The organism is Photobacterium angustum (assembly GCF_002954615.1).
GTDB classification, from domain to species: Bacteria; Pseudomonadota; Gammaproteobacteria; order Enterobacterales; family Vibrionaceae; genus Photobacterium; species Photobacterium angustum_A.
Window position 1 is genome coordinate 2,738,861 of sequence record NZ_MSCJ01000001.1, and the last position, 12,725, is coordinate 2,751,585.

Genomic DNA, 12,725 nt, shown 5'->3' on the forward strand with positions numbered 1-12,725 from the left:
TATGATTGATAACCATTACGATAAACAAGCTTATAACCCACAATTTGAATGGTCTTTTCTAGCACCTAAATATTGGGGGACATGGCTTGCCGTTATCCTCGCTTCTCTATTTTGTTTGCTGCCCCATAACGCACGCCGCGCAATTGCGAGTACCTTTGCTAAAAAAGCTATCAAGTTAAATAGCAAATCAAATCGTCGTGCGCGCGTAAACTTACAGATGTGCTTTCCTGAAAAGACCGATGCTGAACGTGAAGATATTCTACTTCAAAGTATCACCACTGCAGGTACATTCTTGCTGGGTTTTGCATCGTTAAGTGTACGTAGCAAATTTTGGTTAGAAGATAATACCGTGATCCGCGGGATGGAGAACCTCACTACTCTCACCGATCAGCAGCAAAGCGTGATTTTATTGGTTCCTCACACTTGGGCGATTGATATTCCTGCGGTACTGCTTGCATCACGCGGTTTACCTGTTTCTGCAATGGCGAAAAAGCAGAAAAACCCAGTATCAGACTGGTTGATGCACCGTCAGCGTGTGCAATACGGCGGCCGTGTTTATGAACGCAGTGGTGGCATTAAACCATTTATCAAATCGATTCGCGAAGGGTACTTGGGATACTACTTACCCGATGAGGATCTTGGTCCTGAGCATAGTGTATTTGTTGATTTCTTTGGCACCACTAAAGCAACGATGTCAGGTTTAGGTCGACTGTCTAAATTAAGTCGCGCAAAGATCGTACCGCTTTTTGCGATGTACAACAGTGAGTCGGGGAAATATGAATTAGATTTTTACCCTGCTCTGCCTTTCCCTAGTGAAACTGAAGAGCAAGATGCCCGCATGATGAACGAATGTATCGAACAATACGTGAGTGAGCGTCCAGAACAATACATGTGGATTCTGCGTTTACTAAAGACACGCCCTAATAGTAATGAAAATCCATATCAGGTGAAAATGTAATGCCTATCTCTAGCTTTTTTAATCGTGAAATAATCATAAGCTTGCTCGTGGCAAGCTTTCCTGTTTTATGTCTTGCCTATGGTAGTGGTTATAATCTCCCTCCAATCTTACTATTAGTAGCCGCACTTAGTTTTTGTCGGCAATTCAACAAAGTTAACTATACAACACAAGTGAAGTGGGTATTAGGTAGCTTTAGCATTTACTTTCTCACTTATTTAGCCTCAACACTTTATTACGGTGGAAGCTTTGCTGAAATCGATATGCCTAACCGCATTGTCTTAGTGCTACCTATATTTCTATTACTGCTACTCTATCCACCTAAAGTTGATTTCTTGACTTCAGGTTTTATTATCGGCTCGATCATTGCTTGTATTGTGGCAATGATTCACATTTATGATTTTAATACTGGTCGAGCATTTAGTGACAGTTTAGAAAGTATTCATCCATCATTAAAAGGCTATATGCCTATTCAGTCTGGTAATATGGCGATGACATTAGGACTAATAAGCCTCACGATTAGTATCCACTTTCTGGGCAAAAAATCATGGTGGAAATTTATATTCACTTTAATTGCTGCATTTTTAGGTATCTATGCAAGCTTTCTCTCAGGAAGTCGTGGTGGCTGGATATTTTTACCAGTTGCTATCGTTTATTTAGCCTTTAGTAATCGCCAATTAATCACTAAAAAAATAGCTTTAGTTAGCATTCTTGTTCTTGGAACAGCTATATTTTCGATGGACCAAAACAAAGAAATCACATCACGTTTAGATGCTGCTACCTACCAAGTTATCCAATATCAAAAAGGCCATGATGAAAACTCGTCGTTAGGCGTTCGATTTGAACTTTGGAAAAGTGCTATTTACACCACAGAACAGCACCCTATTTTTGGTTCTGGTTATCAAGGTCGAGAAGTTCTAAGAGAAAAATGGGCTCATGATGGCCTTGTGAATGCACAAGTGATTAAAGAATATTTACATTCACACTCCCATAATCAATTCTTAGAAGACTTATCTGTCCGTGGTGTTATTGGACTAACAGCACTGCTCGCTATTTTTATTATTCCTCTTGGCATTTTTATCACAAACCATCGTATTGCAAACTCGCCCCAACAGAAAATGATCAATCAGTGTGGTGCTATCAGTGTAATCATGATGATAGGTTACTGCTTGTCTCAAGCTATGTTCCGTCATAATTCAGGAATAATTTTCTATTCACTAATAACAGTCATTCTTCTAGCACCAAGTATTTCAATGAGAGAGAAACAATCATGAGAGTACTCGTATTAAGCTCTTATTTAGATGCTTGGAACAGCGTTAGACCTGAAGCCGAAATGTGTATCGAGATGGTCAAACAAGGTCACGAAGTCACTATTATAACCCAAGGTGATGCACCTTATGTCGAGCGTTTTCGTGAAGCTGGAATAACGGTGATCGATTGCTACCCAAGCCGTAAAATTTGCTTCAACACAATAAAAACAATTCGCCAAGAACTACGCCAACACCATTATGATGTGGTGTATGCACTTAACTCTAAAACTATTCCTAACGCTGCATTTGCTTGTATTGGCTTTCCAAATACAAAACTTATTAGCTACCGTGGCACTGTTGGTGGTATTTACCGTCATGACCCATCATCATATTTAACGCATCTTCATCCTCGCGTGAATGGGATATCTTGTGTCGCAGAAGCAGTTACAGACTCGGTACGAAGTGTTGTTAAGTTAGCATCTGAAAAAGTTCAAACGATTTATAAAGGTCATGACTTAGCTTGGTATCAAGCAGATGCTCTGCCACGTGAGCAACTCGGTTTAACCGATGATGATATTATTGTCACCTGTGTTGCCAATGCACGTAAATCCAAAGGCGTCCATGTTCTGCTTGATGCAGCTAAGCAGTTAGCTGATATCGACAATCTACATCTGATACTCGTTGGTCGTGATATGGATACGGAAGAAAATGACCAATTAGCAGCAAACAGTGGCATGCAGGATCGTATTCACTTTTTAGGTTATCGCTCTGATGTACCTGAAATCATGGCGACATCCGATATCCAAGTGCAGCCATCTATTAGCGGTGAAGGTCTACCCAAAACAATTATCGAAGCGATGGCAATGGCAAAACCTTCAGTTGTCACAACGACTGGCGGCAGTAAAGAGTTAGTAGAAGAAGGTAAAACCGGATTTGTGGTTGAAACCAATAATCCTCAAGCATTAGCTGATAAAATTAAACAATTAGCAGAATCTAAAACAGTACGCGTTGAAATGGGACAGAATGCACAACAACGATTAAAAGCGCATTTTTCAATCCAAGAAACAACAAAGCAGCAGCTGAACTTCTTTCAAAGCGTATAAACCAACGGTTGTAATGTGAAAATATTAATTATTGGCCCATCATGGGTTGGCGACATGGTGATGTCGCAATGTCTTTATACCGAGCTTAAAAAACTTCACCCAGACGCTATCATTGATGTGATGGCACCCGGCTGGTGTAAGCCCGTACTTGAGCGTATGCCAGAAATCAATCAAGCGATTGAAATGCCGCTTGGACATGGCGATCTTAATCTGTTTGCTCGCTATCAATTAGGTAAAATTCTTCGCGATGACAACTATGATCATGCGTACGTATTACCCAATTCCGCCAAATCAGCCTTAGTACCTTTGTTTGCTAAGATCCCAGTTCGTACTGGCTGGAAAGGTGAGATGCGTTACGGCTTACTCAATGATTTGCGTAATAACAAAAAATTATTCAACTTGATGATTGAACGCTATATTGCACTCGCCCATCCGGCAACAGAAATGATAGGCTCTGGCTGTTTAACTGATATGCCACACCCGAAGCTCACCATCGACGCCATAGCTCAAAATGAAGCACTAACTAAGTTCGGTTTAAACCGAGAAAGAACCGTGATTGGCTTATGTCCAGGTGCTGAATTTGGCCCTGCAAAACGTTGGCCGGAGCAACATTTTGCAAAAGCTGCCGCAACGCTGATAGAGCAAGGTAACCAAGTATGGTTATTCGGCTCAGCAAAAGATCGTGAAGTTACCGATAAAATCAAAGCCAGCCTGCCGCAGGAAATGCAAACGCATTGCCAAAATCTTGCTGGTAATACATCTTTGATCGAGGCGATTGATTTACTTGCCGCCTGTAAAACCGTCGTTAGCAATGACTCTGGTCTGATGCATATTTCAGCCGCTGTTGGCTGTAATATCGTGGCATTATACGGTTCAACATCACCAGGTTATACCCCACCGCTAGCCGAGCATGTTGAAGTATTAAATACCGACATCAGCTGTCGCCCATGCTTTAAACGCGAGTGTCCATTAGGTCATTTGAAGTGCTTAACAGAGCTGACACCTGATTTAGTAGTTGATGCAATCAATAAGTTGCAACAAGCGTAAGTGAATATGTTACTTAGAACCGTTTATACCCTACTGCTTGCTCTAGTTTCCCCGTTACTTCTGTTTGGACTTTACAAACAAAAACCGGGGAAACCTCGTTTTGGTAAGCGCTGGAAAGAGCACTTTGGTTTTACGCCAGCAGTTAATGGTAAGAAACCTATTTGGATCCATGCCGCATCGGTTGGTGAATCTATTGCCATCACGCCACTGATCAAAGCGCTAAGAGAGCAATATCCAGCGCAAGCTATCGTGGTAACAACAACAACCAGCACAGGTGCGGAGCAAATAGCCAAGCTAGGTGATTTGGTTGAACACCGCTACATGCCGATTGATTTTGCTTGGTGTGTACGAGGTTTTCTAAAAGCGGTGCAACCTAAACTGATGCTGATTGTTGAAAAAGAACTCTGGCTCAATACGCTAGCAACCGTTAAAAAACAGCATATCCCGATCGTGATCGCTAATGCTCGCTTATCAGAACGCTCTGCTCAACGATATCAATCGGCAGCTTTTTTTACCAAACCACTACTCAATAATGTTGATAGCATTCTTTGTCTTCATCAAGACGATGCAAATCGCTTTATCGATATTGGAGCGTCCAAAGAGAAGGTTACAGTAACAGGCTCAATTAAATATGATCTTACTATTGCGCCAACAGTCTTTGAGCATGCTGCACAATTACGTTCACTACTGGGTCAAGATCGCCCAGTGTTCATTGCCGCGAGTACTCATAAAGGTGAAGATGAACAGATTTTTACAGCTTTTAAGGCGATATTGCAGCACAACGAGAAAGCATTATTAATCATCGTTCCTCGTCATCCTGAACGCTTCAATGATGTTGAAATATTGGCAAAACAGCAATTTCAATTATCCGTTCATCGCCGTACTAATAACGATGAATTTACGCCACAAAACCAAGTGTATTTAGCCGATACCATGGGTGAGATGTTATTACTTCTTGCTAGCAGTGATGTCGTATTTGTCGGGGGAAGTTTGATCGGTGATAAAGTCGGTGGACATAACCTACTCGAACCTGCCGCAGTAGGAAAACCAGCTATCACAGGCCCTAGCTACTACAACTTTATAGATATTACAGAACAACTACTTCAAGCTGACGCAATAGAAGTCTGTCAAGATAGTGCCGAGCTAGCAAGACAAGTAATTGGGTTGTTTGATAACCCAGAACGTCAACATGTAATGGGAGAAAACGCTAAAAAAGTGGTAGAGCAAAATCAAGGGGCGGTACAACGCACCATTGATAGCATTACTGACTACCTGCATTAAATTCGTAGCGATGAGAGCCCACACTCATCGCTACTTTATTCCTAACCTTGTTGATAGCCATCGCATAATGCTTGCCAGTCCTGAGCTTGCCATTGAATATTACGCTTCTTCACTTCTTTGATAAATGAGCGCTCTAAACGGGCTAAGTTATCTTTTTTCCAACTTTCACCCTGTTGCTGATAGCACTTATCAAAGTCAATCAACCAAACTTGCTGATCCATATCAAGCAAGATGTTGTGGGCATTTAAGTCTGTGTGGCAAACCTGCAGATCATGCATCTTACGGATCATGATACCAATTTGACGCCAAACCGAACTTGGCAGAGGTAATTTAATAAGTAGCGCAACGAGATCACGACTATTAGGGATTTTCTCAACCAAAATATCTGCTCGATAAACACAGCCTTTCTTCTCAGCTTTTGCGGCTACTGGCCGAGGAACGTTTACCCCGCCTTCACGTAATACTTTTAAAAGCGTCAATTCAGCATAACTACGGGTGTTATCCCAACCAGTAAACCAATAACTGTCACTCACAAACTTACCAAATAAACCACCACGACGATAATGACGCAATGCCATTTCCATTTTATCGCCAGCAACAAACCAAGTCGTGCCCCGCCCTTGCGCCGAGCCGACAATGGCATTTTGTTGACGCCAAAAATCAATCTCAAAGCAACAATGCGGATCGACAGTTAAATAATTGTCATCAAACCATATCATTTGCTGTTCATGGCTAATTTTCTGCACTGTTGTCTTTCTCCTGTTTATTTTGGTTTATTTTACAATTACCAGCGCTAACTGCATAATTCGCTAACCACTTTTTATTAGGTACCACTATGGCTTTGTTTACCACTGCGCCTCAATCCATCTGTATTTTACGGCTATCAGCTATTGGTGATGTGTGTCATGCGATCGCTGTAGTACAAGCTATCCAAAAACATTGGCCAGAAACCAGTATTACATGGGTAGTGGGCAAAACAGAAGCTCAGCTTGTGGGCACACTGCCTAATATCAAGGTGGTTAGTTTTGATAAAAAAGCAGGCTGGCAAGGGATCAAAGCAGTTTGGAATACCTTGAAAGGTCAAAAGTTTGATGCCTTACTCGACATGCAAGTAGCGCTGCGCGCAAGCCTATTATCTTTAGGAATTAAAGCACGCTATAAAGTCGGTTTCTCACGTCAAAGAGCCAAAGAGGGACAATGGCTATTTACTAATAGAAAGCTGCCACAAACAAATGCTTCTCATGTACTTGATAACTTTGCAGAATTCGCTCGCTATCTAGGCGTACCTTTTGCGGCTCCAGATTGGCAGATCCCATTATCAAGTGAAGATATTGCCTTTGCTCAGCAATATACTAACAAACCAACATTGATCATCTCACCTGCTGCTAGTAAAGATGAGCGTAACTGGCTTATAGAGCGCTATGCTGCCGTTGCTGATCATGCCGTTAGTAAAGGATTAAATGTCATCCTATGCGGTTCACCGACACAACGTGAGCAAACGTTAGGTGAGAAGATCATACAACATTGTCATCACCCTATTACTAACCTTATTGGTAAAACAAGCCTTATCCAATTAACCGCATTGCTAAAATACGCAACGGTTGTTATCGCTCCCGACTCAGGTCCAGCCCATTTAGCAACCACACAGGGCACTCCAGTGATCGGTTTGTACGGGCATAGTAATCCAACACGCACAGGCCCTTATCTTAGCCAACAATATGTCGTCAGTGTGTATCAACAATTTGCAGAAAAGCATTATGGCAAACCTATTTCAGAGCTTCCTTGGGGAGCACGAGTGAAAGGCAGTGATATTATGACTGCGGTTTCTGTTGATGATGTTATCACCCAACTTGATACCATCATCGCCCCCTTAACTTTGACCCAATCACAGTGAGAAAACAATGAACCAGCAAAACACCAAACCAAGCCTTGCTGTTGCACTGATTGTAAAAAATGAAGCCAAGCATCTGGCGGCATGTTTAGACTCAGTAAAAGATTGGGTTGATGAAATCGTGATCCTTGATTCTGGCAGTAGCGATACAACAGAAGCCATTGCACACCAATATACTGATAAATTTTTTGTCAGTAATGATTGGCCTGGTTTTGGTATGCAACGTCAACGTGCTCAACAATATGTTAAGAGCGATTATATTTTATGGCTTGATGCTGACGAACGAGTAACGCCAGAGCTACGTCTATCGATTCAACAAGCTGTCGCAAGCAATCACATCAATACTGTTTATCAAGTTAATAGACTAAGCACAGCATTTGGTAAATTTATTCATCATTCTGGTTGGCATCCAGATTGGATCTCGCGTTTACATCGCCGCAATGAAACCCAATATAATGACGTCAAAGTACATGAATCTATTGTGATCCCTACTAGTGGAAAAGTCGAAAAGCTAACGGGTAATTTAGAACATTACACTTTTGAAGACTTCTTTGAATTTCAGCGCAAACAACAAAAGTATGCTGAGCTTTGGGCTGAAGAAAAGTTTTTAAAAGGAAAAAAATCATCTATTGCCTCTGCTGTTATCCACTCTATGTTTAGCTTTATTCGAACTTACATTCTTAAAGCTGGATTTCTAGACGGCAAGCATGGGTTTATTATTGCTTGTATAAACGCCCAATACGTCCTAAATAAATACTTAGGTCTTCACTTAAAGCACAAGAAGTAACGACAATTATGACAACTCGAGTAATTTATCCTGGCACTTTCGATCCTATTACCAACGGTCATTTAGACTTAATTGAGCGTGCAGCTGCAATGTTTGATCATGTGATTGTTGGCGTTGCTTTTAACCCAAGTAAAAAGCCACTGTTTGACCTTAATGAACGCGTAGAGCTGGCAGGTAAAATTACCCAACACCTAGATAATGTAGAGATTGTTGGTTTTTCAGGGCTGTTGGTTGATTTTGCTAAAGAACGCAACGCCAACATTCTAGTCCGTGGTCTGCGTGCTGTATCCGATTTCGAGTACGAATTTCAGCTCGCCAATATGAATCGTCGTTTGATGCCAGAGCTAGAAACAGTTTTTTTAACTCCAGCGGAAGAAAACTCGTTCATCTCATCGACAATTGTTAAAGAAGTCGCATTACACAAAGGGGATGTCAGTCAGTTTGTTGATCCACTCATTACTGAAGCATTATTAGAAAAGTTTGTAAAATAGACATTAAAAAAGGCGCTTTATGCGCCTTTGGGTACTTTTATTGTTAAAAAGATTAATAACATAAAAATTTACATTAAAAGCCAATAATTACATATGTTTATATGCCTATTATTCCCTTCAATGATAGTTACAAGCTTTAACTATCATCATTTATATACTAAATAAATAAATATCTATATTACTGTCTTGAATTTATTTTGATAGAATCCAGTGTTCATTTCTATAACTAGATAACAAGCCTGAAATAAGGTCATTAATATAATATATGAAAATAGAAGTTATTATGAGTGCATACAATAATGTACGTGATCTAGAGCTTGTTTTAGATGGCTACCTAAATCAATTAGATAATGACTTCTCTTTATGCATTGCTGATGACGGCTCTACACATGAAGTTACCGATTTAATTAAAAAATACTCGCAGTCAAGTTTAACAATTCGCCATGTTTGGCATGAAGATAAAGGCTTTAGAAAAGCTAAAATTCTCAACCAAGCAATCAAAACAAGTTTTGCGGATTACATCATTTTTACTGATAGCGACTGCATCCCTTCGCAGAACTTCATTTCAGATCATAGAAATTTGGCTTCAAAGACAACCGTAACTATCGGTGTAAGAGCTTATATTAAAAAAGATTTATCAGAAGCTTTTCGTCACAGCGCTATCTCTATTGATAAACTTTCCAATATCCCTTGGTTATTATTTAAATCAATGATTGGTGAAGTTTCGAAAGTTGAACAAATTATTAATTATCCAAGCTTTATTCTCAAGCCTATCGCAAAAGCTAAACCTATCTTATCTCAATTTGGTTCTAACATGGCAGTAAATATAGAGGCATTATTTAAGATAAATGGTTTTGATGAAGACTTTGAAGGATGGGGATACGAAGATACAGATCTATTATATCGTCTTGATAAGTTAGGCTTAAATTTTATCGGCACCATTGGTAGATGTAGGCAATTTCACCTAGATCATAAAATAAATGCGCGTAACCCTAATGGTGAAAAGCTATTTAGGCAAAAACAAAAAGACGGTAAAATTTTCTGTGACAACGGAATAAATAAAAAGGCCTAATATTAGGCCTTTCCCGATTACTTTTGGTAAAACTCGCGATACCAATCAACAAAAGCTTTTACACCTTCTTTGACTTTCACCTCAGGTTTATAGCCAGTTGCTTTAAATAAATCTTCTGTATCTGCGTAAGTCATGTAAACATCGCCCGGTTGCATGTCCATGAAGTTTTTCTTCGCTTCGATACCTAAAGCCTCTTCCAACGCTTCAATATAATCCATCAGTTTTACTGGACTACCGTGACCGATGTTATACACGCGATAAGGTGCAGAACTGGTTGCTGGTGAACCTGTTTCTACTGTCCAATCAGCATTTGGCTGTGGGATCACATCCTGAATACGCATTACACCCTCAACGATATCATCGATATAAGTGAAATCGCGGCGCATATCGCCATGGTTATACACATCGATCTCTTTACCTTCCATGATCGCATTAGTGAATTTAAACAATGCCATATCTGGACGCCCCCATGGGCCATAAACGGTAAAGAAACGTAAGCCCGTCGTTGGAACATCGTAAAGATGCGAATAGGTATGTGCCATCAGCTCATTAGATTTTTTAGTTGCAGCATAAAGTGAAATGGGATGATCAACGCTATCTGCCGTATTAAACGGTGTCTTGTGATTTAAGCCATACACTGAGCTTGAAGAAGCATAAACCAGATGCTCAACCTTATTATGGCGACAACCTTCTAAAATCGTGAGATGTCCTACCAAGTTACTATCAGCATAAGCCAATGGGTTATCAATCGAGTAACGAACGCCTGCTTGGGCGGCTAAGTGGATAACGCGGTTAAATTGTTGCTCTGCAAATAAGTTAGCAATACCGTCACGATCCGCTAAATCTAATTCGATAAAAGTAAAACTTGGATGAGCAATACGTGCTAAACGCGCTTGTTTTAGTGATACATCGTAGTAATCATTGAGGTTATCGATACCAATGACTTGATGGCCTTGAGCACATAAACGTTCGGTGATTGCGCTACCAATAAAACCAGCAACACCAGTGATGAGATATTTCATTTTTCTATCCTCAATAACGCTTCATTATGCGCTACTCAACCTAAATACTGTGGGCATAATACCATTTTAGATCAATCAACAAAGGTTAATCCCAAACCAACTGACTCAATAATTATGATACCTAGGTTAATTATTATCGAACCTACTTCTGGCAATCACTGCAAAACACTGTCGCGCGTTGACCTATTTTTGCTTCACTTAAGGCCTTACCGCATTTAGGGCAAGGTTTACCTGCCTTGCCATATACCTGCAACTCTTGCGAAAAATATCCCGGTTTACCGTCTGCATTTTTAAAATCTTTTAATGTTGTACCGCCCTGTTTAATGGCAAATGCTAGAACAGATTTGATCTCTGCCACCAGCTTCGTCATCCGTGCGAGTGAGATTTTCCCCGCGGCACGTTTAGGATGAATACCTGCCGCAAACAAAGATTCATTAGCATAAATATTACCCACGCCAACAACAACATGATTATCCATAATAAATTGTTTTATTGCTGTCCGTTTTCCCTGTGCTTTTTCATGTAGATATTCTACGTTAAAATCGTCGCTCAGAGGCTCTGGACCCATTTTCTCAAGCACAGGGTGTGTTACCCCTTTCTCTTCCCATAACCACGCGCCAAAGCGCCTAGGATCGTTATAGCGTAGCACTTCACCACTAGTAAGAACCAAATCAACGTGATCGTGTTTTTCAACAGGAGTTCCTACGGGTAAAACACGTAAACTGCCTGACATTCCTAAATGTACAATCGCATAGCCAACATCGGTTTCTAACAGCAAGTATTTAGCGCGACGTGTCACCCCACGAATCACTTGCCCTTCTATCGCTTTAATCGCTTCAGGAATAGGCCACCGCAATCGAGGGTTACGGATAATAATTTGTTTTACCGTTTGATCGATGACATGAGGAGATATCCCCATCCGGCTCACTTCTACTTCTGGTAATTCAGGCATGACTCAATCTCGTTTTATTCGTTATTTGATAAAGACGTCGGAAACAGATAATCCGCAGCAACAGACACGGCAACCCATTGTTGACCATTATTGAACAACCAAAATTTAGGCAAGGCATAAACCGTTAATCGAATAGGTTCTACTTGTTGCTCCCCCCAAACTTCTATAGTTTGTGGAGGTGGTAGCTGTAAACTCAACTTTGATATCGTTGCTTCATCCACCACTGTGCCTTGTAGATGTTGCCAACGTTGTACTAACTCACTGGCTGAAATCGATAACTTAGACGAGCTTTGCCACTGCCCATTACTTTGCTTAAGCGTCAAATGTGGAAAAACAACTCGCTGAATCAAAAGATCTGGCGAGAGGACAAAAACAGTATTGGGAATATTATTTACTTGCTCGGTAACAGTTTGTGTCACCGCTTCTTTAGGTGCAAATCGCTCCCGTAATAAATCGGGTAATTTAATCATCGCAATAAAACACAGCACACCAATGATGATGATGTTATTCCAACCACGTCGAGTTAAGCGCATTCATCCATTCCTGTCTTATCTTAATGAGAATAAAGATAACACTGGTAAGGTCATTGCACCATTGGCAGATAAATAAGTAACAGAAAGGAAGTCAGTGGTGTTAAATAGAAAAGTAATAGATATAAAAAAACCCAGCTAGGCTGGGTTTTTATCAAAGATTGATAAAACCAATTACTTGATTTTAGCTTCTTTGTAAAGCACGTGCTGGCGAACTACTGGATCAAATTTCTTGATCTCAAATTTGCCTGGCATGTTGCGCTTGTTCTTGTCGGTAGTGTAGAAGTGGCCTGTACCAGCAGATGATACTAGACGGATCTTCTCACGAATGCCTTTAGCCATTC

Annotated in this window: 14 protein-coding genes; 9 read left to right on the forward strand and 5 right to left on the reverse strand. The window is 40.6% G+C overall.

Going from position 1 to position 12,725, the window contains the following annotated elements; all coding sequences use genetic code 11:
- Nucleotide 1 precedes the first annotated feature (1 nt).
- Genes lpxM through waaA form a run of 5 tightly spaced genes read left to right on the forward strand, consistent with a single transcriptional unit; the run spans nt 2 to nt 5,636 of the window.
- On the forward strand, nt 2-958 hold the full coding sequence (gene lpxM / locus BTO08_RS12430) for a lauroyl-Kdo(2)-lipid IV(A) myristoyltransferase (RefSeq protein ID WP_105061139.1): 957 nt from the start codon (nt 2-4) through the stop codon (nt 956-958).
- Complete coding sequence (locus BTO08_RS12435; RefSeq protein ID WP_105061140.1) at nt 958-2,229, forward strand: O-antigen ligase family protein; 1,272 nt, start codon at nt 958-960, stop codon at nt 2,227-2,229. The genes lpxM and BTO08_RS12435 overlap by 1 nt, the downstream gene beginning before the upstream one ends.
- Nucleotides 2,226-3,308, forward strand: coding sequence for a glycosyltransferase family 4 protein (locus BTO08_RS12440; protein ID WP_105061141.1), 1,083 nt, complete (start codon nt 2,226-2,228; stop codon nt 3,306-3,308). Before BTO08_RS12435 ends, BTO08_RS12440 begins: the two co-directional genes overlap by 4 nt.
- 15 nt (nt 3,309-3,323) lie before the next feature.
- Nucleotides 3,324-4,355, forward strand: a complete 1,032-nt coding sequence (gene waaF / locus BTO08_RS12445) for a lipopolysaccharide heptosyltransferase II (protein ID WP_105061142.1) — start codon at nt 3,324-3,326, stop codon at nt 4,353-4,355.
- Nucleotides 4,356-4,361: 6 nt separating this feature from the next.
- A complete protein-coding gene (waaA, locus tag BTO08_RS12450) occupies nt 4,362-5,636 on the forward strand; it encodes a lipid IV(A) 3-deoxy-D-manno-octulosonic acid transferase (protein WP_105061143.1) in 1,275 nt (424 codons plus the stop codon).
- 41 nt (nt 5,637-5,677) lie between these two features.
- On the opposite strand, the gene BTO08_RS12455 is transcribed toward waaA, so the two are convergent.
- Nucleotides 5,678-6,382, reverse strand: coding sequence for a 3-deoxy-D-manno-octulosonic acid kinase (locus BTO08_RS12455; protein ID WP_105061144.1), 705 nt, complete (start codon nt 6,380-6,382; stop codon nt 5,678-5,680).
- Between the two features lie 89 nt (nt 6,383-6,471).
- Between BTO08_RS12455 and BTO08_RS12460 the strand changes: the two genes are divergently transcribed.
- The 4 genes from BTO08_RS12460 (at nt 6,472) to BTO08_RS12475 (ending at nt 9,877) form a co-directional block, all read left to right on the forward strand.
- Entirely contained in the window at nt 6,472-7,530 is a 1,059-nt protein-coding gene (locus tag BTO08_RS12460) for a glycosyltransferase family 9 protein (RefSeq protein WP_105061145.1), read from the forward strand.
- A gap of 7 nt (nt 7,531-7,537) precedes the next feature.
- Complete coding sequence (locus BTO08_RS12465; RefSeq protein ID WP_105061146.1) at nt 7,538-8,314, forward strand: glycosyltransferase family 2 protein; 777 nt, start codon at nt 7,538-7,540, stop codon at nt 8,312-8,314.
- An 8-nt stretch (nt 8,315-8,322) separates the two neighbouring features.
- Nucleotides 8,323-8,805, forward strand: coding sequence for a pantetheine-phosphate adenylyltransferase (coaD, locus tag BTO08_RS12470; protein WP_105061147.1), 483 nt, complete (start codon nt 8,323-8,325; stop codon nt 8,803-8,805).
- A gap of 265 nt (nt 8,806-9,070) precedes the next feature.
- Entirely contained in the window at nt 9,071-9,877 is an 807-nt protein-coding gene (locus BTO08_RS12475; RefSeq protein WP_039872822.1) for a glycosyltransferase, read from the forward strand.
- Nucleotides 9,878-9,894: 17 nt separating this feature from the next.
- Here the strand turns inward: BTO08_RS12475 and BTO08_RS12480 are convergent, their stop codons facing one another.
- From BTO08_RS12480 to rpmG, 4 genes are all read right to left on the reverse strand, one after another.
- Nucleotides 9,895-10,899: an NAD-dependent epimerase gene (locus tag BTO08_RS12480; RefSeq protein WP_105061148.1), complete on the reverse strand. Its 1,005-nt coding sequence runs from the start codon at nt 10,897-10,899 to the stop codon at nt 9,895-9,897.
- A gap of 142 nt (nt 10,900-11,041) precedes the next feature.
- Entirely contained in the window at nt 11,042-11,851 is an 810-nt protein-coding gene (mutM, locus tag BTO08_RS12485) for a bifunctional DNA-formamidopyrimidine glycosylase/DNA-(apurinic or apyrimidinic site) lyase (RefSeq protein ID WP_105061149.1), read from the reverse strand.
- 14 nt (nt 11,852-11,865) lie between these two features.
- Nucleotides 11,866-12,384: a hypothetical protein gene (locus BTO08_RS12490; RefSeq protein ID WP_105061150.1), complete on the reverse strand. Its 519-nt coding sequence runs from the start codon at nt 12,382-12,384 to the stop codon at nt 11,866-11,868.
- Nucleotides 12,385-12,555: 171 nt separating this feature from the next.
- Complete coding sequence (gene rpmG / locus BTO08_RS12495; RefSeq protein ID WP_005371942.1) at nt 12,556-12,723, reverse strand: 50S ribosomal protein L33; 168 nt, start codon at nt 12,721-12,723, stop codon at nt 12,556-12,558.
- Nucleotides 12,724-12,725: the final 2 nt, after the last annotated feature.

Bases quoted from the DNA above. Each gene is read 5' to 3' on its own strand.
- BTO08_RS12465 (WP_105061146.1), top strand. From the start codon at position 7,538: ATGAACCAGCAAAACACCAAACCAAGCCTTGCTGTTGCACTGATTGTA.
- BTO08_RS12475 (WP_039872822.1), top strand. From the start codon at position 9,071: ATGAAAATAGAAGTTATTATGAGTGCATACAATAATGTACGTGATCTA.
- BTO08_RS12480 (WP_105061148.1), bottom strand. From the start codon at position 10,899: ATGAAATATCTCATCACTGGTGTTGCTGGTTTTATTGGTAGCGCAATC.
- waaA (WP_105061143.1), top strand. From the start codon at position 4,362: ATGTTACTTAGAACCGTTTATACCCTACTGCTTGCTCTAGTTTCCCCG.
- BTO08_RS12435 (WP_105061140.1), top strand. From the start codon at position 958: ATGCCTATCTCTAGCTTTTTTAATCGTGAAATAATCATAAGCTTGCTC.
- lpxM (WP_105061139.1), top strand. From the start codon at position 2: ATGATTGATAACCATTACGATAAACAAGCTTATAACCCACAATTTGAA.
- mutM (WP_105061149.1), bottom strand. From the start codon at position 11,851: ATGCCTGAATTACCAGAAGTAGAAGTGAGCCGGATGGGGATATCTCCT.
- rpmG (WP_005371942.1), bottom strand. From the start codon at position 12,723: ATGGCTAAAGGCATTCGTGAGAAGATCCGTCTAGTATCATCTGCTGGT.
- coaD (WP_105061147.1), top strand. From the start codon at position 8,323: ATGACAACTCGAGTAATTTATCCTGGCACTTTCGATCCTATTACCAAC.
- BTO08_RS12440 (WP_105061141.1), top strand. From the start codon at position 2,226: ATGAGAGTACTCGTATTAAGCTCTTATTTAGATGCTTGGAACAGCGTT.
- BTO08_RS12490 (WP_105061150.1), bottom strand. From the start codon at position 12,384: ATGCGCTTAACTCGACGTGGTTGGAATAACATCATCATCATTGGTGTG.
- BTO08_RS12460 (WP_105061145.1), top strand. From the start codon at position 6,472: ATGGCTTTGTTTACCACTGCGCCTCAATCCATCTGTATTTTACGGCTA.